The organism is Streptomyces endocoffeicus (genome assembly GCF_016741935.1).
In the GTDB taxonomy this organism is placed as follows: Bacteria; Actinomycetota; Actinomycetes; order Streptomycetales; family Streptomycetaceae; genus Streptomyces; species Streptomyces endocoffeicus.
The window spans coordinates 431,954-452,516 of sequence record NZ_JAERRG010000005.1 but is presented as its reverse complement, the minus strand read 5'-3'; the positions used below and the strand labels follow the sequence as shown (position 1 = coordinate 452,516).

19 protein-coding genes, 1 tRNA gene and 1 pseudogene are annotated in these 20,563 nt (G+C 69.6%); 16 read left to right on the top strand and 5 right to left on the bottom strand.

Translation table 11 applies throughout. From position 1 onward, the window contains the following. Window positions 1-70: 70 nt before the first annotated feature. On the bottom strand, window positions 71-1,579 hold the full coding sequence (locus JK364_RS16865) for an MFS transporter (protein ID WP_201851878.1): 1,509 nt from the start codon (window positions 1,577-1,579) through the stop codon (window positions 71-73). A 181-nt stretch (window positions 1,580-1,760) separates the two neighbouring features. Continuing rightward, the gene (locus JK364_RS16860; RefSeq protein WP_201851877.1) at window positions 1,761-2,411 is read right to left on the bottom strand and encodes a TetR/AcrR family transcriptional regulator; all 651 of its coding nucleotides are present in this window, start codon (window positions 2,409-2,411) and stop codon (window positions 1,761-1,763) included. Between the two features lie 304 nt (window positions 2,412-2,715). On the opposite strand from JK364_RS16860, the gene JK364_RS16855 reads away from it, so the two are divergent. Next, a complete protein-coding gene (locus JK364_RS16855; RefSeq protein WP_201851876.1) occupies window positions 2,716-4,047 on the top strand; it encodes a M6 family metalloprotease domain-containing protein in 1,332 nt (443 codons plus the stop codon). On the opposite strand, the gene JK364_RS16850 is transcribed toward JK364_RS16855, so the two are convergent. Next, complete coding sequence (locus JK364_RS16850; RefSeq protein WP_201851875.1) at window positions 4,013-4,648, bottom strand: TetR family transcriptional regulator; 636 nt, start codon at window positions 4,646-4,648, stop codon at window positions 4,013-4,015. The genes JK364_RS16855 and JK364_RS16850 overlap by 35 nt on opposite strands. A gap of 173 nt (window positions 4,649-4,821) precedes the next feature. Between JK364_RS16850 and JK364_RS16845 the strand changes: the two genes are divergently transcribed. The 13 genes and pseudogenes from JK364_RS16845 (at window position 4,822) to JK364_RS16785 (ending at window position 16,323) form a co-directional block, all read left to right on the top strand. After that, a complete protein-coding gene (locus tag JK364_RS16845) occupies window positions 4,822-4,989 on the top strand; it encodes a hypothetical protein (protein WP_201851874.1) in 168 nt (55 codons plus the stop codon). Window positions 4,990-4,994: 5 nt separating this feature from the next. Then, window positions 4,995-5,303 carry a DUF4190 domain-containing protein gene (locus tag JK364_RS16840; RefSeq protein ID WP_201851873.1) on the top strand — a complete coding sequence of 103 codons (309 nt, stop codon included), beginning with the start codon at window positions 4,995-4,997 and terminating at the stop codon, window positions 5,301-5,303. A gap of 125 nt (window positions 5,304-5,428) precedes the next feature. Then, window positions 5,429-6,490, top strand: coding sequence for a Rieske 2Fe-2S domain-containing protein (locus JK364_RS16835; RefSeq protein WP_201851872.1), 1,062 nt, complete (start codon window positions 5,429-5,431; stop codon window positions 6,488-6,490). Further along, a complete protein-coding gene (locus JK364_RS16830) occupies window positions 6,487-6,696 on the top strand; it encodes a hypothetical protein (RefSeq protein WP_201851871.1) in 210 nt (69 codons plus the stop codon). The genes JK364_RS16835 and JK364_RS16830 overlap by 4 nt, the downstream gene beginning before the upstream one ends. Then, window positions 6,693-7,661 (top strand): PDR/VanB family oxidoreductase, encoded by a 969-nt coding sequence (locus JK364_RS16825; RefSeq protein ID WP_201851870.1) that lies wholly within the window; start codon window positions 6,693-6,695, stop codon window positions 7,659-7,661. The genes JK364_RS16830 and JK364_RS16825 overlap by 4 nt, the downstream gene beginning before the upstream one ends. A gap of 151 nt (window positions 7,662-7,812) precedes the next feature. After that, window positions 7,813-8,838 carry an ABC transporter substrate-binding protein gene (locus JK364_RS16820; protein WP_201851869.1) on the top strand — a complete coding sequence of 342 codons (1,026 nt, stop codon included), beginning with the start codon at window positions 7,813-7,815 and terminating at the stop codon, window positions 8,836-8,838. Window positions 8,839-8,930: 92 nt separating this feature from the next. Then, entirely contained in the window at window positions 8,931-9,818 is an 888-nt protein-coding gene (locus tag JK364_RS16815; protein WP_201851868.1) for a siderophore-interacting protein, read from the top strand. Between the two features lie 376 nt (window positions 9,819-10,194). Further along, complete coding sequence (locus tag JK364_RS16810) at window positions 10,195-11,772, top strand: pyridoxal phosphate-dependent decarboxylase family protein (RefSeq protein WP_307841305.1); 1,578 nt, start codon at window positions 10,195-10,197, stop codon at window positions 11,770-11,772. A gap of 33 nt (window positions 11,773-11,805) precedes the next feature. Continuing rightward, on the top strand, window positions 11,806-13,113 hold the full coding sequence (locus tag JK364_RS16805) for a lysine N(6)-hydroxylase/L-ornithine N(5)-oxygenase family protein (protein ID WP_201851867.1): 1,308 nt from the start codon (window positions 11,806-11,808) through the stop codon (window positions 13,111-13,113). Further along, a pseudogene (locus JK364_RS16800) lies at window positions 13,110-13,664 on the top strand (GNAT family N-acetyltransferase); the annotation flags it as partial. The gene JK364_RS16805 and the pseudogene JK364_RS16800, both read left to right, overlap by 4 nt. Window positions 13,665-13,837: 173 nt before the next feature. Next, entirely contained in the window at window positions 13,838-15,625 is a 1,788-nt protein-coding gene (locus JK364_RS16795; protein WP_201851866.1) for an IucA/IucC family protein, read from the top strand. A gap of 164 nt (window positions 15,626-15,789) precedes the next feature. Next, window positions 15,790-15,862, top strand: a tRNA-Arg gene (locus tag JK364_RS16790). A gap of 113 nt (window positions 15,863-15,975) precedes the next feature. Further along, window positions 15,976-16,323, top strand: coding sequence for a hypothetical protein (locus JK364_RS16785; protein ID WP_201851865.1), 348 nt, complete (start codon window positions 15,976-15,978; stop codon window positions 16,321-16,323). Window positions 16,324-16,413: 90 nt separating this feature from the next. On the opposite strand, the gene JK364_RS16780 is transcribed toward JK364_RS16785, so the two are convergent. After that, window positions 16,414-17,550 (bottom strand): tyrosine-type recombinase/integrase, encoded by a 1,137-nt coding sequence (locus tag JK364_RS16780; protein ID WP_201851864.1) that lies wholly within the window; start codon window positions 17,548-17,550, stop codon window positions 16,414-16,416. 102 nt (window positions 17,551-17,652) lie between these two features. Next, on the bottom strand, window positions 17,653-17,934 hold the full coding sequence (locus JK364_RS16775; protein ID WP_201851863.1) for a helix-turn-helix domain-containing protein: 282 nt from the start codon (window positions 17,932-17,934) through the stop codon (window positions 17,653-17,655). Window positions 17,935-18,411: 477 nt separating this feature from the next. Between JK364_RS16775 and JK364_RS16770 the strand changes: the two genes are divergently transcribed. Next, window positions 18,412-18,633 carry a helix-turn-helix transcriptional regulator gene (locus tag JK364_RS16770; protein WP_230992013.1) on the top strand — a complete coding sequence of 74 codons (222 nt, stop codon included), beginning with the start codon at window positions 18,412-18,414 and terminating at the stop codon, window positions 18,631-18,633. A 702-nt stretch (window positions 18,634-19,335) separates the two neighbouring features. Further along, on the top strand, window positions 19,336-20,505 hold the full coding sequence (locus tag JK364_RS16765) for a DUF3631 domain-containing protein (protein WP_201851862.1): 1,170 nt from the start codon (window positions 19,336-19,338) through the stop codon (window positions 20,503-20,505). The last annotated feature ends 58 nt before the right edge of the window (window positions 20,506-20,563 follow it).

The following is a 20,563-nucleotide window of genomic DNA, read 5'->3' as shown; positions in this document are numbered from 1 at the left end:
TACTCGAGGAGCGGGGCCTCACCTGACATCAGACCGCCTATGGGCAGTCCGACAGACGGGTCTCAGCGCATCAGTGCGCCATCACCGGAACAGCGTCCTCCGCCGCACCGTCACCGGAGCCGGCGACCGCGCCGCCGCCCTCCGGCTGTCCGGCGTTGATGAACGTGATGGCGATGACCGCGGCCAGCACCAGGATGCCGACCGCCCACCAGATGGCGGCGGTGTAGCCGTGCACCATCGACTGCAGCTGCAGCGCCGTGCGGGAAGGGGCCCCCGCCGCATGCGACTTCGCGTACTCGGTGGTGGCGCTCGCCGCGATCGTGTTCAGCAGCGCGGTGCCGATGGCGCCGCCGACCTGCTGCGAGGTGTTGACCATCGCCGAGGCGACGCCCGCGTCACGCGGCTCGACACCATGCGTGGCCAGGCTCATCGCCGGCATGAAGGCGGTACCCATACCGAGGCCGAGCAGCAGGAACCCGGGCAGGATCAGCGCCGGGTACGAGGTGTCCAGGTCGATCTGGGTCAGCAGCAGCATGCCGACCGAGGCGACCAGGAAGCCCGGCCCCATCAGCCGCCGCGCCGGGACGCGGGTCATCAGCCGGGCGCCGATCTGCGTCGAGCCGGTGATCATGCCCGCGACCATCGGCAGGAAGGCGAAGCCGGTCTTGACCGGGCTGTACCCCTTCACGATCTGCATGTAGTAGGTGAGGAAGAGGAACAGGCCGAACATGCCGATGATGGCGAGGGCCAGCGAGGCGTAGACACCGCCGCGGTTGCGGTCGGCGACCACGCGCAGCGGCAGCAGCGGCGCCTTCACCCGCGACTCGACGACCACGAAGGCGACCAGCAGCACGGCCGCGGCGACGAACAGACCGATGGTCGGGCCCGCGGACCAGCCGTCGGACTCGGCGCGGGTGAAGCCGTAGACCAGCGAGACCAGACCGGTGGTGGCCAGGATCACGCCGGGGACGTCCAGCCGGGACGAGTTGTGGCTCTCCACCGGCTCACGGATCACGGCGACCGCGCCGATCGCGGCGACGATGGCGAACGGGATGTTCACGAAGAAGGTCCAGCGCCAGTCCATGTACTCGGTGAGCACACCACCGAGGATCAGACCGACGGCGCCGCCACCACCGGCGATGGCACCGAAGACACCGAACGCCTTGGCGCGCTCCTTGGCGTCGGTGAACATCACCGCGAGCAGCGAGAGCGCGGAGGGGGCGAGCAGCGCGCCGAACACACCCTGGAGGGCACGCGCGCCCAGCAGCATGGGGGTGTTCAGCGCGGCACCGCCGACGGCCGAGGCGGCGGCGAAGCCGATCAGACCGACGATGAAGGTCTGCTTGCGTCCCCACAGGTCGGCGATCCGGCCGCCGAACAGCAGCAGTCCGCCGAAGGCCAGGGCGTAGGCGGTGATGACCCACTGCCGGTTGCCGTCGGAGATGCCGAGATCGGCCTGGGCGCTGGGCAGCGCGATGTTCACGATGGTCGCGTCGAGCACGACCATCAGCTGGGCGAGGGCGATGAATATCAGCGCTTTCCAGCGCCGGGGATCCACGAATTGAGCCGTTTCAGGCATGGAAGAGCCTACCTAGCGGTGCGGAGAGTGAGAAATGGGACGTAAGGGGCCGGTCATGGTCAGACCGGCACAGGCCGTTGGGTAAGAGGTAGCGAGAGGCGACGACGCACGTAAGGAAGACGTGTGAACGTGCGCGGAATAAGCGGTGCTCCGGGATCGGCCGGATGCGATCTATGTCACGTCACGGCCGGTGCTGCAGATCCTCCAAGGTCACGGACTTTCCGGGTAGTTCCGAGCGCGCCGGGGTGTGCAGTCCGTCCAGGAACAGCTGCAGATGCCGGTGCACAAAGGGCTCGAAGTCCACACAGGCGCTGCCGGGCAGCGGCCGGGTGAGCTGATTGAGCGCGACCATCAGGTCACCGACGCCGATGTCGGTGCGCAGTTTGCCGTCGGCTTTCGCGGCCCCCATCAGGGCTTCGACAGCGTCCGCCAGACGGTCGCGGGTGGCGATGAGATCAGGGTGCTCCTTGTCGAGGCCGTCGGAGAGCAGCAGGCACAGCGCGCCTATGTGCTCGTCCGCCGCGGCGTGGACGAAGCGCCGCAGCGCCGAGAAGGTGTCGTCCTCCTCGGCCAGGGCGGATTCGGCCTGGTCGGCGACACAGGACATCACCGAGAGCGCCACATGGTGGATCAACTCACGGCGGTCCGTGAAGTGCCGGTAGATCGTGGCATTGCCGACCCCCGCCCGTCGAGCGATTTCATCGAGGGGGATGTGCGCCCCGCTCTCGACGATCACCTCTCGGGCGGCCGCGACAATGCGCTCCCGGTTGCGCAGGGCGTCCGCGCGCAGCCGGGGCTGTGCGGACTTCGCGGTCATCGTGTCGGCGGTCATGACAGCACTCCCTTCTGCGTACGGCTTCCACGCGTACTGTTCTCCGGTGGCCGGTGCTCCGGCGGCTTGGCGGCGGCGCCGCGCCCCGGCCTTGACGTTCGAGCTTCAACTTTTCCGGGGAGTGAGTCCCCGTTTATGCGTTCACTCGGTTAAACGGGGAATGAGTCCCCGGAATTTCTGCGTCCGTACGTGACCTGCCTCACACCTGTCCGGCACCCACCGCCGCCCGGACGGAGCAGGTCATTCCACCGTTCGGCGGCACCCCACGGGCGCCCCGGTCCGCGCCGTCACACCGTGGTCGGCAATGGACCAGACGCATGGGACCACCCGCCCCCGCATACGAATACGCCGACCCCGCAGAGCCGGCGCGTTCGCCGCCGCCGCCGTGCTCACGGTGGCGGTGGTCGCCCCGGCGGCGGCCCCACGTCCCGCGCCCCCCACGCGCCCCGAGCTCGCCCCGGCGCCCTCCGCGCGCCCGGCCTTCGGCTCGCTCGCGCCCTGCGCCCTCGCCTCGGGGCCGGGGCTCCAGATGGCCGAGGGCATACCCACCGGCCGTGGCTACAGCCGCAGCACCGGCACCGTCCACGCCCTCAACCTCATGATCGACTTCCCCGACGTCCGCGGTCAGGGCACCGCCCGCCAGCGCTTCGAGGAGTTCTTCCCCCAGACCTCCCGGTGGTTCGCGCAGAGCTCGTACGGGCGGCTGGACTACCGCCCCGAGATGCCGATCACCCACTGGCTGCGGATGCCGCGACCGTTCCGCGCGTACGGCATCAAGCGCGGCAGCCCCTTCGACCCGGGCTATCGCAAACTCGTCGCCGACATCGCCAAGTCCGCCGACCCCAAGGTCGACTTCCGCCGCTACGACCTGGTGAACGTCCTGGTCACCCCGAACGCCGGGCCACCGGCCGCGCATGCCGTGCTGTCCGTCACCTACGCCGACAACCAGCACGCCCCGACCGCCGACGGCGTTCCGCTGGCCAATGTCTCCTTCGTCTACAGCCGTCAGGACGACGGCTCCGGCTCGCTGCGCCGCACCGGCTTCCGCGTCCTGCCCCATGAGAACGGCCATGTCTTCGGGCTGCCCGACCTCTATACCCACGGCGGCGGCGACAAGGCCGGCCACTGGGATGTGATGTCCGAGGACTGGGGTCCCGGCAACGACCTGCTGGCCTGGCACAAGTGGAAGCTGGGCTGGCTCGGCCCGCGGCAGATCGCGTGCGCCGCCCGCTCCGGGGTCTTCGCCCACACCCTGTCCCCGCTGAGCCGCACCGAGGGCACCAAGCTGGTCTTCGTCCCCGTCTCGCCGTCCACCGGCTACGCCATCGAGGCGCGGGCGACCGGCGGCAACGACGAGGCCATATGCAAGCCCGGGGTCCTGATCTCCCGGGTGAACACCGGTGTCGACTCCGGCGGCGGCCCCGTCACCATCGTGGACTCCACCCCCCACGGCCGCGGCTGCACCCGGGAGCGCAATGTCCACCCCGGACTCAGCGACGCGGCCTACGCGCCCGGCGAGACCTTCGACACCGCGGCGAACGGCATACGGATACGGGTCCGGGTCACCGGCCGGGACGCGGCCGGTGACTACGGCGTGGAGATCACGCGTCGTGCCAGTGGTGGCGCCCGAGGCTGATCAGCAGCAGCTGTTTGCGCGCCGTGGCGGCCACCCGCCGCTCGTCCGCGGCCTCGGTGTGATCGGCCTGCGCCTCCAGGAACGCCGTCGCCGTCATCACCATGTGGTCCACATACAGCTCCGCAAGCATCCGGACATCTTCCGGTGGCCAGGATTCCGCCGGGAGCTGCGGGCAGAAGGCGGTGGCCACCTCGTCCGCGAATCGGTCCAGCTCGGCGGCTATGGCCTGGCGCACGGGGCGCACCCCGCCATGCCGCTCACGTGCGATGAAGCGGATATGCGCGGGGTAGCGCCGGACATGCTCGGCGACCGCGTCGACGGTGGCCTCGATCCGCTCCTCGTCACCGTCCTGACCGGCGAGGATGGCGCCGATCATGTGGTGCAGGCTGCTCAGGCACTCCTCGACCAGCGCGACACCGAGATCGCTCAGATCCCGGAAGTGCCGGTAGAACGCGGCCGGCGCCACCCCCACCGCCCGGGTGACCTCGCGCAGCCCCAGACTGCTCAGGCTCTGGTCCTCCAGCAGCCGCAACGCCGCGTCCATCAACGCGCGCCGGGTCTTCTCCTTCTGGGCCTGCCGGACCCCGGACGTGTGACTCATATCATTCAGTAAACAGCCGTTCGCTGAATTTTTCCAGGGTCCGGCGGAGTACTCTGGAACTCAGTGAACAGTTGTGAATCCAACTGTTCACTGAACAATTACCATCCGCACGCCAACTGCACTGTCATCCGCACGCCAACCGCATCCGGATCGTCACTTCGAGAGAGGCACCCATGCTCTTCATCGTCGCGGCACTCGCCCTGATGGGAGTTCTTCTGGGGGCGGCGGCGCACACTCCGCTCCCCCTGTTCCTCGCCGCCGCGGGCGCCATCGGCGCCTGGCTGCTGATCTTCTTCATCCGCGAACGCACCGGGCACAGCACCGGTCACAAGGGGAGCTGAGACCCATGGCAATCACCGCACCGTCCCGCACCTCACCGGTCCGCACCGCACCGTCCCGCACCTCACCGGTCCGGGCGCGCCGGGACGCCGACGGCATGGCCGTCGCCTCCTTCGTGCTCGGTCTGATCGGTCTGCTGCTGTTCAACGCGGTCTTCGGGCCCTGCGCGATCGTCCTGGGGACGCTCGCCATCGCCCGGGACACCCACCGCAGGGGCCGGGCGCTGCTCGGGATCACCCTCGGCATCGCCGATGTGGTCCTGCTGATCGTCCTGCTGACGCTGAATCACTCCGTCTTCTGGCAGTTCGGCGGCTGACCCGCCCGGCGGTCCACCGGCAGCACACCACCGGAGGTCCACCGCGGCCCACCTCCCCGCGCGGCCCTTCCACCCAGTGGAAGGGCCGTTGCCCGTGCATGACGGGCGTCACCACGCTGGCACGCATGACCGCCTTCGCGAAAAACCAGTGGTACGTCGCCGCCTACGGCCGCGAAATCGGCCGCGAGCTGTTGGGGCGCACCATCCTCGACGAGCCCATCGCCTTCTACCGCGCCGAGTCCGACGACAAGGTCATCGCGCTCGCCGACCGCTGTGTGCACCGCCGCTATCCGCTCACCGCCGGCCGTCTCGACGGTGACACGGTCGTCTGCGGCTACCACGGCTTCACCTACGACACCGGCGGCACCTGTGTGTTCGTACCGGGCCAGAAGCGCGTCCCGCGCACCGCCCGGGTCCGCTCCTACCCCGTCGTCGAGCAGGACTCGCTGGTGTGGGTGTGGATCGGGGACCCGGCGCTCGCCGACCCCAGCACGGTGCCGCGCGCCCCCTGGCTGGCCGATCCGCGCTGGACGACGGTGGGCGGCATGGAGCCGATCGACGCCGACTACGGACTGCTCGTGGACAATCTGCTGGACCTCTCCCACGAGACGTATCTGCACGGCGGCTACATCGGCACCCCCGAGGTCGCCGAGACCCCGATCACCACGGAGGTCGACGAGGGCGCGGGCGTCGTCCGGGTCAGCCGGCACATGGACGACGCCGAATGCCCGCCCTTCTACGCCCGTTCCACCGGCATCGAGGGCCGCATCACCCGCTGGCAGGACATCGAGTACCACGCGCCCTGTCTGTATCTGCTGCACAGCCGGATCGCCCCGGTCGGGGTACTCCCGGAGCCGGACGGCTCCGATCCGAACGCCTTCCATGTAGAGATCACCTACGCCATCACCCCGTCCACCGACCGCCATGTGTACGACTTCTGGGCCGTCTCACGGGACTTCGCACAGGGCGACGAGGAGGTGTCCACGTTCCTCCACGACCTCAACCGGACCGTGGTGCTCCAGGACGTGGCGGCACTGAACGTGCTCCAGAAGGCGCTGGACACCGAGCGCGAGGGCTACCAGGAGCTCAGCATCAACATCGACACCGGCGGACTGGCCGCGCGCCGCATCCTCGCCCGCCTCGCCGCCGAGGGGGAGAAGAGCGCGCCCGTGGTGGCGTCCCCGTGAGCGGCACGCCCACGGCGGAGGTGTACCGGATCGACTGGCTGCCCGGCACCGATGTGCTGCACGGGGTCTGCCACTGCGGCGCCGAGCGCACCGCGGAGGACCCGGTCGAGCTGTGGCAGTGGATGCTCGCCCATCCCAACGGGCACCACCCCGCCGGTCCCTCTGAACACCAGCCCACCGGCCACCGGAAGGAGCCCCGTTCATGAACCCCGGCGGCGAGCACGAGGACACCCTGCTCGTGGCCCGCAGGGAGCAGGTGGCCTCGGACGTGGTGGCGCTGACGCTGCGCCACCCGGCGGGCCGTGACCTCCCCGCCTGGGAGCCCGGCGCCCATCTCGACCTCGTCCTCGGCACGGGCCTGACCCGGCAGTACTCGCTGTGCGGCGACCCCGCCGACCGCGCCTTCTGGCGGATCGCGGTGCTCCGCGCCCCCGCCGGGCGCGGCGGCTCCGCCCAGGTGCACGACACCCTCACCGAGGGCAGCACGGTGCGGGTGCGCGGGCCGCGCAACCACTTCGCGCTGCGCCCGGCGGCCCGCTATCTGTTCATCGCGGGCGGCATCGGCATCACGCCCCTCCTCCCCATGACGGCAGCCGCCGAGGCCGCGGGCGCCGACTGGCGGCTGCTGTACGGCGGGCGCACCCGCGCCTCGATGGCCTTCGCGGACGAGCTCGCCGACCGTCATGGCGGCAAGGTGCGCCTGGTGCCGCAGGACGAGGAGGGGTTGCTCGACCTCATGCCGTATCTCACCACCCCGGCCGGTCCCGGCACCCTGGTCTACTGCTGCGGCCCCGAGCCACTGCTCCAGGTCGCCGAGGAGGCGTGCCGCGACTGGCCGGAGGGGTCCCTGCGCACCGAGCGGTTCCAGCCCCGTACGGACGACGCGGGCGGTGAATCGGGAGGCCGGGCCTTCGAGTTGGTGCTCACCCGCTCCGGGCTGACGCTCACCGTGGAGCCGGAGCGCAGCGTGCTGCGCACGGTCGAGGCGGCGGGGGTACCGGTTTTGTACTCCTGCGAAGAGGGCACCTGTGGGACGTGTGAGACGGATGTCGTCGAGGGAGAGGTGGACCACCACGACTCCGTGCTCACCGACGAGGAGCGGGCCTCGGGCGAGACGATGATGATCTGCGTCTCACGCTGCCATGGCCCGCGATTGGTGCTGGACCTGTGAATCCGCCCTGAACGGCCGTATGAGCCCCTCGATGTGCGGTTCGGAACGACCCCACCCACTGGACAAGCAGGTTGGTTAGGCTAACCTAACTACGTCCTCGGGTTGCCGTCCCGTGACCACGTCCCCGTATGCATCGAGAGAGAGCACCATCATGCGCCAGGCCAGAGCACTCCCCCTCTCCCGCCGCGGTCTGCTCACCGCGGGCGGCGCCCTCGGCCTCGGAGCCCTGGTCACCGCCTGCGGGGACAACGGCGGTTCGGGCTCCGGCGGTGACGGCGACGGCGGCTCCTGGTCGTTCACCGATGACCGCAAGAAGAAGATCAGCCTCGACGGCAGGCCGCGGCACATCGTCGCCTACATCGCCTCGGCGGCCGCGCTCTACGACTTCGGCATCGAGAAGCAGATCACGGGCGTCTTCGGCCCGACCACGCTGAAGAACGGCAAGCCCGACGTCCAGGCGGGCGACTTCCCCATCGACCAGGCCACCTCCCTGGGCAACACCTGGGGGCAGTTCAACGTCGAGAAGTACGCCTCGCTCAGCCCCGATCTGCTGATCACCAACATGTACGACCCGGGCGCGCTCTTCTACATCCCGGACGACAGCAAGAAGAAGATCCTGCAGCTGGCCCCCAGCGCCACCATCACCACCGGCCGGGTCTCCATGCTCGAGCCCATCAAGCGCTACGCCGCGCTGGCCGAGGCGCTCGGCGCCGATCCGAAGGCCAAGAAGGTCACCGACGCCAAGGCGCGGTTCGAGAAGGCCGCCGAGACCCTGCGCAAAACCGCCAAATCGCACAAGATCAAGGTCATGGCCTGCTCCGCCAGCGCCGATCTCTTCTATGTCTCCAACCCGAAGATCAATGCCGACCTGATCTACTTCAGCGAGCTCGGCGTCGACTTCGTCGTCCCCGAAAAGCCCGACAAGGGCGGCTACTTCGAGAGCCTCAGCTGGGAGAACGCCGACAAGTACGACGCCGATGTGCTCTTCCTCGACAACCGCACCGCGACCCTCCAGCCCGAGGCCCTGACCTCCAAGCCGACCTGGTCCAAGCTGGCCCCGGTCAAGGCCGGTCAGATCACCCCCTGGAGCAGCGAGCCGCGCTTCTCGTACGCCGGCGCCGCCCCGCTCGTCGAATCCCTCACCAAGGCCATCCAGGACGCGAAGAAGGTCAGCTGACGGTCAGTTGACGGCCAGACGGCCAGCTGACGGCCAGTCGACCGGCTGGCCCCCGGCCTCCCCCCGGCAAGCGAAGGGAAGACCCTCCTCCCATGACCACCGCAGCCATCAAAACCGCCACCCCCACCGCCATCCCGTTCCGGTTCTTCGACGCGCGGGTCGTACGGACCCGCTCGCTCGGACCGTCCATGGCGCGGATCACCTTCGGCGGCGCCTGTCTGAAGGGCTTCACCAGCGGAGGCCGCGACCAGCGCTTCAAACTCTTCCTGCCGCACCCCGGCCAGACCGCCCCGGTGGTGCCGGTCGAGGCCGGGGACGGCTGGTTCACCTCCTGGCGGGCGATGGACCCGGCCGAACGCGGCATCATGCGCTCGTACACGGTGCGCCAACAGCGCCGCGACCCCGACGAGATCGACGTGGACTTCGCGCTCCACCACGACAGCGGCCCGGCCGCCCGGTGGGCCGCGCGCGCCGAGGCCGGCGACCGCGTCACCCTGCTGGGCCCGGTCGTGGAGGACAACGGCGGGGTGGACTTCCGGCCGCCGTCCAGGACCGACTGGGTGCTGATCACCGGCGACGAGACCGCGCTGCCCGCCATCGCGGGCATCCTCGAATGGCTGCCCGCCGACTTCCCCGTCAAGGTGTGGCTCGAGGTCCAGCACGCCGAGGACATCCAGGAGCTGCGCACCGAGGCGAAAGCCGAGATCACCTGGCTGGTCCGGGACGCCGTGGCCCCCGGCACCCCGCGCTCCGCCCTGCTGCTGAACGCCCTGGGCGCCACCGAGCTGCCCCACGGCACGCCGTACGCCTGGATCGCGGGCGAGGCGGGAACGGTCAAGGCGCTGCGCCGCCACCTGGTGCGCGAGCGCGGCTTCGACCGTAAGGCCGTCACCTTCACCGGCTACTGGCGGCTGGGCGCCTGTGAGGAGCAGCTCGTCGAGGAGGCCGTGTCGGGCACCGGCCCCGCGACCGACGACTGACCCCCGTCGCCGTACCCGCTCTCCATCCCCGCAGCTGAATCCACCACCGCGGCGCACCGCTGAATCCACCACCGCGGCGCACAACTGGATCCTTCGACAGGACCCCACAGGACCGACCACTGGACGCCAGGCGGCCGACCGCTCGGCGCGCCCCCGCGCGCCCTGCCGCCACCTCCAGCGCCCCCGCACGCCCTCCCGCCGCGTCCAGCGCCCCCATCGCGCCCACCAGGCCGTCAGACCACCAGGCCGTCAGACCAGCAGGCCGTCAAGCCGCAGCCCGCCAAGCCGCAGGCCACAGGCCGCCCCTCCCCCACCCAGCCGCATGCCCGCCGCGCCGTCCGCACGCCCGCATGCTCGTTTCCAGAAGGGACAGACCGTGAGTTTCCTCGCGCAGACCGCTGAGGACCCGTCGCCGGAGCCGATACCCGGGGCGGCGGATGGCAGGGCCCACCTCTTCAACGGCCGTACGGCGGAACGCTATCGGCGCTCCGTGACCGACGGCGTCGGCCTGGTGGCCGCCACCGTCGCCCGCGCCGAGCGCCCCTTCACCGGCATCACCCCCGCCGAACTCGCCCCCGAGATCTCCGGAATCGACCTGGAGCGCCCGCTCGGCGATCCGGACGCCGCGCTCAAGGAGCTGGAGAGCGTCTACCTCAAGGACGCCGTCTACTTCCACCACCCGCGCTACCTGGCCCACCTCAACTGCCCCGTGGTGATCCCCGCACTGCTGGGCGAGGCCGTCCTCTCCGCCGTCAACTCCTCGCTCGACACCTGGGACCAGAGCGCCGGCGGCACCCTGATCGAGCGCCGGCTGATCGACTGGACCGCCGAGCGCATCGGCCTCGGCGACGCCGCGGACGGCATCTTCACCAGCGGCGGCACCCAGTCCAACCTCCAGGCGATGCTGCTCGCCCGCGACGAGGCGTGCACCCTGGTCGAGAAGGAGGCCATCGCCGCCGGCGAGACGATCGCCAAATCCGCGATCCTGCCCCGGCTGCGCATCCTCACCTCCCAGGTCAGCCACTTCTCCATCCAGAAGGCCGCCGCCATCCTGGGGCTCGGCTACGAGGCCGTCATCCCGGTCCCCTGCGACCGGGACCGCCGGATGCGGACCGTCTCCCTCGCCCATGAGCTGGACCGCTGCCGCCGCGAGGGCCTGATCGTCATGGCCGTCGTGGCCACCGCGGGCACCACCGACTTCGGCTCCATCGACCCGCTGCCCGAGATCGCCGAGCTGTGCGCCCGGCACGGCACCTGGCTGCACGTGGACGCCGCGTACGGCTGTGGGCTGCTGGCCTCCCCGACCCGCCGCCACCTGCTGGACGGCATCGAGCGCGCCGACTCGGTGACCGTGGACTACCACAAGTCCTTCTTCCAGCCGGTCAGCTCCAGCGCCGTCCTGGTCCGCGACCGCGCCACGCTGAGCCACGCCACGTACCACGCGGACTACCTCAACCCCGAGCGCAGCGTCGAGAAGCTGATCCCCAACCAGGTCGACAAGTCCATCCAGACCACCCGCCGCTTCGACGCGCTCAAGCTCTGGCTGACGCTGCGGATCATGGGCTCGAACGCCCTCGGGGCACTCTTCGACGAGGTGGTGGAGCGGGCCGCCGGGGCATGGGCCCTGCTGGACACCGATCCGCGCTACGAGGTGGTCACCGAGCCCCAGCTGTCCACGCTGGTCTTCCGCTACGTACCGCCCACCGGCGACGGGTCCGTCCCGGACCTGGTCGACCGCGCCAATCTGCATGCCCGCGAGGCCCTGGCCGCCTCGGGCGAGGCAGTCGTGGCGGGCACGGTCGTGGACGGCCGCCACTACCTCAAGTTCACGCTGCTCAACCCGGAGACGTCGCTGCGCGACATCGCGTTCGTCCTCGACCTCCTCGCCGAGCACGCCGGTCAGTACCTGGCCCTGCACATCGAGCCCGAACTCAGCCACTCCCGCGCCAGCTGAGCCGCTGACCGCACGTCCCCCTCGGAGAAACCCGTGTCCACCCCGCACACCCACGACTTCATCGCGGTCGGGCTCGGCCCCTACAACCTGGGCCTCGCCTGCCTCACCGAGCCGATCGACGAACTCGACGGGCTGTTCCTGGAGAGCAAGCCCGACTTCGACTGGCATCCGGGCATGCTGCTGGACGGCGTCACCCTCCAGACCCCGTTCATGGCCGACCTGGTGACCCTGGCCGACCCCACCTCCCCGTACTCCTTCCTCAGCTACCTCAAGGAATCGGGGCGGCTGTACTCCTTCTACATCCGCGAGATCTTCTATCCGCTGCGCGCCGAGTACAACGACTACTGCCGCTGGGCCGCCGCGCAGCTCCCGTCCGTCCGCTTCGGCCACCAGGTGACGAGCGTCGAGTACGACGAGGCCGACGGCCTCTACACGGTGCGCGCCCTGCGTCCCGCGAGCGGCGAGACCACCACGCACCGCGCCCGCCATCTGGTGCTGGGCACCGGCACCCCGCCGTACCTGCCCGAGGTGTGCCGGGGCCTGGGCGGCGATCTGCTGCACAACACGGACTACCTGGGGAACAAGCAGGCGCTGCAGGCCAAGGAGTCCATCACCGTCGTCGGCAGCGGCCAGAGCGCCGCCGAGATCTACCAGGACCTGCTCGCCGACATCGACTCCTGTGGCTACCGGCTGAACTGGGTGACCCGCTCCCCGCGCTTCTTCCCGCTGGAGTACACCAAACTCACCCTGGAGATGACCTCGCCCGAGTACGTGGACTACTTCCACGCGCTCCCCGAGGACACCCGCTACCGGCTGGAGAGCGAGCAGAAGGGCCTGTTCAAGGGGATCGACGCCGACCTCGTCAACGGCATCTTCGACCTCCTGTACCAGAAGAGCGTGAGCGGCCCGGTGCCCACACGGCTGCTGACCAACACCGCGCTCACCGACGCGGCGTACGACGAGCGGTCCGCCACGTACACCCTCGGGCTGCGCCATACGGAGCAGCAGCGGGACTTCTCGCTCACCACCCAGGGGCTCGTCCTGGCCACCGGCTACCGCTACCAGGTGCCCGCCTTCCTGGACCCGGTGCGCGACCGCATCCGCTGGGACCGCCACGGCCGCTTCGACGTCGCCCGCAACTACAGCGTCGACACCACCGGACGCGGCATCTTCCTCCAGAACGGCGCCACCCACGCCCACAGCCTGACCTCCCCTGACCTGGGCATGGGCCCGTACCGCAACTCGTGGATCATCCGTGAGCTGCTGGGGCGGGAGCACTATCCGGTGGAGAAGTCCATCGCCTTCCAGGAGTTCGGCGCACCGGACGGAGCCGTGTCATGACGCCTCCACCGATCTTCGAGCACAAGGACGCGCGCCTGGGCACCTTCGCCCTGCTCGACCTGGACCCGGCGGCCGACGCCGCGCTGCTGCACGGCTGGGTGACCCACCCCAAGGCGTCCTACTGGATGATGCGGGAGGCGGATGAGGCGGAGGTCGCCGCCGAGTACCGCAGGATCCACGAGCATCCGCACCACGAGGCGTTCATCGGCCTGCACGAGGGGCGCCCGGCGTTCCTGGCCGAGCGCTACGACCCGTCGCGCGTGGAACTCGCCGGTCTCTACCCCTCCCGGCCCGGCGACGTCGGCATGCACTTCCTGTGCGCGCCGACCGACACCCCGGTGCACGGTTTCACCCTCGCCGTAATCACCGTCGTCATGGAGTTCTGCTTCTCCGATCCGGCCGTCCGGCGCGTGGTCGTCGAGCCCGATGTGCGCAACGACGCGGTGCACGCGCTCAACGCGGCCGTCGGCTTCGAGATCGTCGAACAGATCGCCAAACCCGAGAAGGACGCCTACCTCAGCATCTGCACCCGCGAGCGGTTCGAGGCGGCGCGCACCGCACTCGCGGCCGATGCCGCCCGGACCGAACAGACCGCCCGCACCGCCCGCGCCGAAGAGCCCGCCCGGCCCGAAGAAGAAACCGCCCGGACCGCCCGGACCGAAAAAGAGACCGACCGGACCGACCGGACCGCCCGGACGGCCCGCGACGCCCAAGGAGTGACCCGATGAGCCCCCGCGACGCCGTCGCCCACCTCACCCCCGACCTGTGGGACCGGGCAGGCCGCCTCCTCATCCGCAAGGCCCTCGCCGAGTTCACCCACGAGCGCCTGCTCGCCCCCGAGCTCGCCCCCGACGGCCGCTACGCCGTGACCAGCGACGACGAGGCGGTGACCTACCGCTTCGCCGCCCAGGTCCTCTCCCTGGACCACTGGCTGGTCGAGGCGGACAGCATCACCCGCCACGACCGGACCGGCGCCGAACTCCCCCTGGACGCACTGGACTTCTTCATCGAGCTGCGCGGGCGGCTCGGCCTGAGCGAGGACGTCCTCCCCGTCTACCTCGAGGAGATCAGCTCCACCCTCTCCGGGACGGCCTTCAAACTGGCCGGCGAGCCGGAGGCCGCCGCCCAGCTGGCCAAATCCGGCTTCCAGGAGATCGAGACGGGGATGACCGAGGGCCACCCCTGCTTCGTCGCCAACAACGGCCGCCTCGGCTTCGGCATCCACGAATACCTCTCGTACGCCCCCGAGACCGCGAGCCCCGTCCACCTGATCTGGCTCGCCGCCCGCCGCGACCGCTCCACCTTCACGTCCTCCACGGACCTGGACTACGACGCTCTGGTCCACTCCGAACTGAGCGAGGAGACCCGGGCCCGCTTCGCGCGGACCCTCACCAGCCTCGGCCTGGACCCGGCCGACTACCACCTGCTACCGGTGCACCCCTGGCAGTGGTGGAACAAGCTGTCGGTCAGCTTCGCCGCCGAGGTCGCCCGGCAGCACCTGGTGTGCCTGGGCCCCGGCGACGACGAGTACCTGGCCCAGCAGTCGATCCGGACGTTCTTCAACACCAGCGACCCGTCCAAGCACTATGTGAAGACCGCGCTGTCGGTGCTGAACATGGGCTTCATGCGGGGACTGTCGGCGACGTACATGGAGGCGACACCGGCCATCAACGACTGGCTGGCGTCTCTGATCGCCTCGGACGAGACCTTCCGTGCCGCGCGCTTCTCCATCATCCGAGAACGAGCGGCGATCGGCTACCACCACCGCCAGTACGAGACGGCCACGGCGAAGGGCTCGCCGTACCGCAAGATGCTGGCGGCCCTGTGGCGCGAGAGCCCCGTCCCGTCCCTGGAACCCGGCCAGCGCCTGGCCACGATGGCGTCCCTCCTCCACACCGACCCCGACGGCACCTCCCTCGTCAGCGCCCTCATCGAGGAATCCGGCCTCACCCCCGCCGCGTGGATACGCCGCTACCTGGACGCCTACCTCACCCCGGTGCTGCACAGCTTCTACGCCTACGACCTGGTCTTCATGCCGCACGGCGAGAACGTCATCCTGGTGATCGAGGACGGCACCGTCCAGCGCGTGATCTTCAAGGACATCGCCGAGGAGATCGCCGTCATGGACCCCACCGCGGTCCTCCCCCCGACCGTGGAACGCATCCGCGTAGACGTCCCCGAGGACAAGAAACTCCTCTCGATCTTCACCGACGTCTTCGACTGCTTCCTCCGCTTCCTCAACGGCATCCTCGTCAGCGAGGGCCTCCTGGAGGAAGACACCTTCTGGCAGACGGTCGCCGACTGCGTCCTGTCCTACCAGCACTCGGCCCCCCACCTCGCGGACAAATTCACCCAGTACGACATGTTCGCCGAGGACTTCGCCCTCTCCTGCCTCAACCGCCTCCAGCTCCGCAACAACCGCGAAATGGTGGACCTCCAGGACCCGGCGGGCGCCCTCCAGCTGATTGGCACACTGAAGAACCCGATCGCGGGATTGGGCGCAGGAGTCTGAGCCACCCGACACCCCCGAGCGAACCACCTCGCCCCCCCGGACCTCCTCAAACCGGCCCCCGGCCCAAGCCCCCGCCACCCCGGAGCACCCGAACGCCCACCCACCCGACCCGCTACACTGTGACGGCGCGCCGCGGCGGCACCACCATGCCGCCCTGACGCCGGGCCTCCGTAGCTCAGGGGATAGAGCACCGCTCTCCTAAAGCGGGTGTCGCAGGTTCGAATCCTGCCGGGGGCACAGAGAAACACCTGGTCAGAGGCCCTTCCGCCCGTCGGACGGGAGGGCCTTCTTCCTCGCAGCACACATATGGCACACATGCGGCTGCGGGCAGAGGTGGGGAGCTGTGCGATATGCCCGCGAAGGACGAGCTGGCCCGGCGCCGGTACGAGAAGCTGGTTGAGCGGCTTGAGTCGCTGATGCGAGGCGCTCTGAAGCCCGAGTATGAGGGCTACTACGGACAGCTGATCCTCGGCGCGGACGATCTTGCAGAGATGGGCGAGCTCAAAGACGTCCGGCGTGCCGCCAGGGAGGCGGGACGGCGTCTCGACTGGAAGACGACCACGCACCTCGTCGACGGGAGGCTCTTCGTCCTCGACGAGCGCGAGGTGCCCGAGAGGATCGAGCGGTTGGCTGGGGATGCGGCCGCTGCTGCGATGGACCGGTTCTGGGAGGAAAGCCGTCGACCGCGACTGACCTGATCCGAGGAAGACGCAAGGGGGCACCCCACCGCATCAGCGCGGTGGGGCGCCCCCTTCGGTTACGGCGCCCCGGCACGGGTTAGGCACACATCACGCGGCGTCTTCCTCCAGGGCGGCCACGGTCTCAGCGGCCTCACGGGCCTTCCGCTCCGCCTTCTCCAGCTTGGCCTTCGCCTTGGCCAGTTGCTTGGAGCGGCGCTTGTGCATCTTCTTCGAGACCTCGTCCAGGCGGTCGGGAAAGAGGTGCCCGTAGGTGTCCAGGGTCAGCGTCGCGGACTTGTGGCCCAGCATCGTCTGTACGACGTTGACGTCCGCGCCGCTGGCGATGGCGAGCGAGGCTGCCGTGTGCCTCAGCTTGTGCGGGGTGACCTTGAGGTGCCCCAGTCCGGCCTTCACGACCGCCGGCGCGAAGAACCGCTGACGGAAGTTGCGGGCCCGCAGAGGCCCGCGCTGCGGGGCGGTGAAGAGCAGTTCCTCATCTCCCCGCCCGTGGACGTGAGGCTTCAGCTCCTCGGCCAGGAACCGCGGGATCGGTACGGAGCGACGCTCGTGGTTCTTGGGGGTGTCGAGGTAGAGCTTGCCGTTGTCCTCGACGTACGCCTCGACGATGTGCGCCCGGCAGGCATCCAGGTCGACACGTCCCACCTTCAGCGCGGACGCCTCACCCCAGCGCAGACCCGTGTAGGCCAGCAGCAGGATGAACACCCGGTAGGCGCCTGCCGCGTTGGCCAGCCCGTCGACCTGCATGTCGTCGAGGTACACGTGGTCAGCGGGCATCACCTTCGGCAAGGGCACGCCGACAGCCGGGTTGACCGCCAGACGACGGGCCTTGACCGCGTAGCCGAGAACACGGCTGAGAACGACGTACGCCTTGCGGACCGACCGAGGGCTCAGCTTCCTGCCGCCGGTCGCCTCGCCGGACAGCAGGTCCGCGAGCCACTCGGCGATGTCCTCGAAATGGATGCGGTCCAATGGCGTGGTGCCCCACTTGGGGATCACGTGGACGTCGAGAACACCGCGATAGCGGCCTCGGGTTGAACGCTTGAGATGGAGCTGCGCAGCCAGCCAGGACTCCGCTATCTCTGCGAACTTCGCCCGCGCGGCGGCTGGATCACGGTAGGAGCCGTTGCTAAGGCGGGACTCCATCTTCGTCCGCTCCGCCTCGGCATCGACCTTGCGGGTGAAGGTCTTCATCTTCGGCTTGCCGTCAGGGTCGTACCAGCGCACGCGGTAGCGCCCCGGTGGCGTACGGCCCGCCCGCTTGGCTTCCGCCGCAGCGCGAACGTAAGCCGCGTGCCCTATGCGGTCCTCAATCCAGACCCGCGCCAACTAGCACCCCCTCCGGTCATCACTGGGCCCTGACGGGAGTGGCAGGAGCAGGGTCGCGGGAGGAACGCCGAGCGCGGTGGCGATGGCGACGAGGTCGTCGATGTCGCAGCGGCGGCGGGCGCGTTCGGTGCGGCTGAGGGCGGTGTTGGCCATCGGGCGGCCCAGTGCGGTGCAGCGGGCGCCAAGCTGGTGCTGGGTCAGCCCGCGCACGAGGCGTAGGTGCTCGATGGCGCGGGCGGTGTGAAGGCCGGCGGGGCCTATTTCGACAGGTCGGTTGGACATGACAGATAGCTGTAACTTGCAGCCGACCGTTATGGCAAGAGTTAGTTCTTAAACTCTCCAAAAGTCGTTCGGGGGCGAAGTGGTGTTCGTCTCGTCGAATTCCGGTACATCACGAGCCGTTTCAGCGAGGAGGTTGTGCTACCTTCCCTCCGCGTCAGAGAATTGGGCGATTTGAGCACCTATCAGATGAGGTGTCCGGCGGGCTGGCCGCGTCACTTCTGACTGCTTGACACCGCTTCTGAGCTGCCGAGGTACCGGATTCCGGCACCTCGGCCGGTTGCTTCGCCGTAGAAAATTTCGGCTTCCACAAGAGCGATTTCGGCAACCGGCGATCCGCCCTTACAGTTTTGGTCTTCCCCGGCGACGCCGAGGGAAGTAACCGGGAGTTTCAGAATTCACTCTGGACGCTTCCCAAGTGGTGTGGCTGTGTCGCCCACGCCTGCCATCAAAAACCCTGATTCCGATATGGAGACCTCATTGCCGAACCACTCCCCGCGCCTTGCCGGCACCGAGCGTGACCAGCTCGCCACTCCCACCGACGTGGCCGCGTACCTCGGGGTACCGGTGAAGACCCTCTACCAGTGGAAGTACCGGGGCATCGGCCCCAGCGTCCACAAGGTCGGCCGTCACCTGCGCTACCGCTGGCGGGAGGTGGACGCGTGGCTGGATGCCCAGACGCCGTACGACCTCACGGCCTGACCCCGCGTCTGGCGCGGACAACGAAGCGGCCCCCGGCGCGCCAACGCCGAGGGCCGAAGACTTCCCAGCTGATTGCCCATCCCTGAACGAATGAGCTGGTGAGGGGCGGGACCTTGCCCGTCCTGCCCCTCACCGGAGAGGAACGCCTATGGAGGACTCTACGTCCCCCAGCTCCACGAACACCTCCCCGCCCGGCTGGCCCACTCCGGCGGTCCCCGGCGAGGGCGTCCCCTGGCGCCGCCGGGATCAGACGGACACACGGTCCCCGGCGTCGGGGACCGTCGAGCATCCGGCGGAGGCGGAAGCATACGGGGACCGTCCCCGGCCGTCTGTCGATGCGGTGTTGGGGACCGTCCCCGCGACGTGCTTGGGGACCGTCCCCACGACGTGCCCGGTACTCGTTCCCCGCACGTCCCGGCCCCCGTATCGGCATCCAGTGCAAACTCGCAGGTCAGCGGCAGGAAATCGGGGACCGGTCCCCAAGAGGCTGCAGTTGCACCAGGGGACCGCCACGGGGACCGTGATCACGGTCCCCGCCAGTCGCCAGCGTCTGACAACCCCGTGGCGGGAACCGCCCAGCAGGAGGGGACCGGTCCCGTCGACGCACGGGGACCGGATCACGGGACCGGCTCCCAGCCTCCTCAGGGACCGGCAGACCCTGAGGAACGAGGTTCCGGTGAGGGTGCGGAACTGCTGGATGAGTTGCGGGCGGCCATCGGCAAGTACGTCGTACTGCCCAGTGACGAGGCACTGACAGCGGTCACCCTGTGGGTGGCGGCCACGCACATCCAGACCGCGTTGCAGCACGCGCCGCGCCTGGCAGTCGTCGGCCCGACGAAGGGCTGCGGCAAGTCCCGGGTACTGGACGTGCTCCACGAGACCGTCCACCAGCCGATCATGACGGTGAACATGTCCACGGCGGTGCTCTTCCGCGTCATCGGCAAGAACCCGCGCACGATCCTGGTGGACGAGGCCGACACCATCTTCAGCAAGGCTGGCGAGAACGAGGAACTGCGCGGCCTGCTGAACGCCGGACACCAGCGCAACCGGCCCGCCTGGCGCATCTCCGGTCCGGAGCACAAGCCGACCCCGTATCCGACCTTCGCGATGGCCGCACTGGCCTCGATCGGCGACCTGCCCGACACGATCACGGACCGGGCGGTCGTGCTCCGCATGCAAAAGCGCAAGCCGGGCGAGAAGGTGACCCCGTTCCGCTCGCGCTACGCCACACCGGAGCTGAACGCACTGCGGGACAAGCTGGCCGCCTGGCTGGGCCCGCTGCGCGGCACGGCCGGCCGCATGGCGCCGACGATGCCGGTGGAGGACCGGGCGGCGGACACCTGGGAGCCGCTGGTCATCATCGCCGACCTGGCCGGCGGCCACTGGCCAGCCAGCGCCCGTGCGGCCTGTGTCGCGATGACCCGGTTCGAGGCCGTCCAGGACGAGCAGACCAACCTGAAGACAAGGTTGCTGCGCGACATCCACCGCGTCTTCGAGGCATACGGCAACCCCGAGGCCCTGTCCTCCCTGGATCTGGTCACCGCCCTGCTCCAGGACCCCGACGCCCCCTGGGCAGAGCACGGCACCAACGGGCTCAACGCCTACCACCTGGGCAGAATGCTCCGGGACTTCGACATCCGCCCGGCCAACTACCGGTTCGACAAGGGCAGGCAGGCCAAGGGGTACGCCCGTAACCGGTTCCTCGACAGCTGGGCCCGACACTGCCCCGACCTCACCGAGACGGCGCCCGCCCCCACACACGACGCCACGCCCCCGCACCGGACGGCTCAGGGCAAGCCGCCCGCCGCCCCGGCGGGCTCGCTGCCCATAAGCCCGCCGAGCGGCACCGCCGGCCCCAAACGCGCCCGCTGACCCGCCTCCCCCTGGGTCCGTATCACTGCGTCGCATCCGTCCCCGCGCAGGTCAGCGC

What these genes read in the sequence shown, in the direction of transcription:
- JK364_RS16795 (WP_201851866.1), top strand. Translation starts at nt 13,838, where the DNA reads ATGAGCCCCCGCGACGCCGTCGCCCACCTCACCCCCGACCTGTGGGAC.
- JK364_RS16855 (WP_201851876.1), top strand. Translation starts at nt 2,716, where the DNA reads ATGGACCAGACGCATGGGACCACCCGCCCCCGCATACGAATACGCCGA.
- JK364_RS16840 (WP_201851873.1), top strand. Translation starts at nt 4,995, where the DNA reads ATGGCAATCACCGCACCGTCCCGCACCTCACCGGTCCGCACCGCACCG.
- JK364_RS16865 (WP_201851878.1), bottom strand. Translation starts at nt 1,579, where the DNA reads ATGCCTGAAACGGCTCAATTCGTGGATCCCCGGCGCTGGAAAGCGCTG.
- JK364_RS16860 (WP_201851877.1), bottom strand. Translation starts at nt 2,411, where the DNA reads ATGACCGCCGACACGATGACCGCGAAGTCCGCACAGCCCCGGCTGCGC.
- JK364_RS16825 (WP_201851870.1), top strand. Translation starts at nt 6,693, where the DNA reads ATGAACCCCGGCGGCGAGCACGAGGACACCCTGCTCGTGGCCCGCAGG.
- JK364_RS16775 (WP_201851863.1), bottom strand. Translation starts at nt 17,934, where the DNA reads ATGTCCAACCGACCTGTCGAAATAGGCCCCGCCGGCCTTCACACCGCC.
- JK364_RS16785 (WP_201851865.1), top strand. Translation starts at nt 15,976, where the DNA reads ATGCCCGCGAAGGACGAGCTGGCCCGGCGCCGGTACGAGAAGCTGGTT.
- JK364_RS16815 (WP_201851868.1), top strand. Translation starts at nt 8,931, where the DNA reads ATGACCACCGCAGCCATCAAAACCGCCACCCCCACCGCCATCCCGTTC.
- JK364_RS16835 (WP_201851872.1), top strand. Translation starts at nt 5,429, where the DNA reads ATGACCGCCTTCGCGAAAAACCAGTGGTACGTCGCCGCCTACGGCCGC.
- JK364_RS16850 (WP_201851875.1), bottom strand. Translation starts at nt 4,648, where the DNA reads ATGAGTCACACGTCCGGGGTCCGGCAGGCCCAGAAGGAGAAGACCCGG.
- JK364_RS16820 (WP_201851869.1), top strand. Translation starts at nt 7,813, where the DNA reads ATGCGCCAGGCCAGAGCACTCCCCCTCTCCCGCCGCGGTCTGCTCACC.
- JK364_RS16845 (WP_201851874.1), top strand. Translation starts at nt 4,822, where the DNA reads ATGCTCTTCATCGTCGCGGCACTCGCCCTGATGGGAGTTCTTCTGGGG.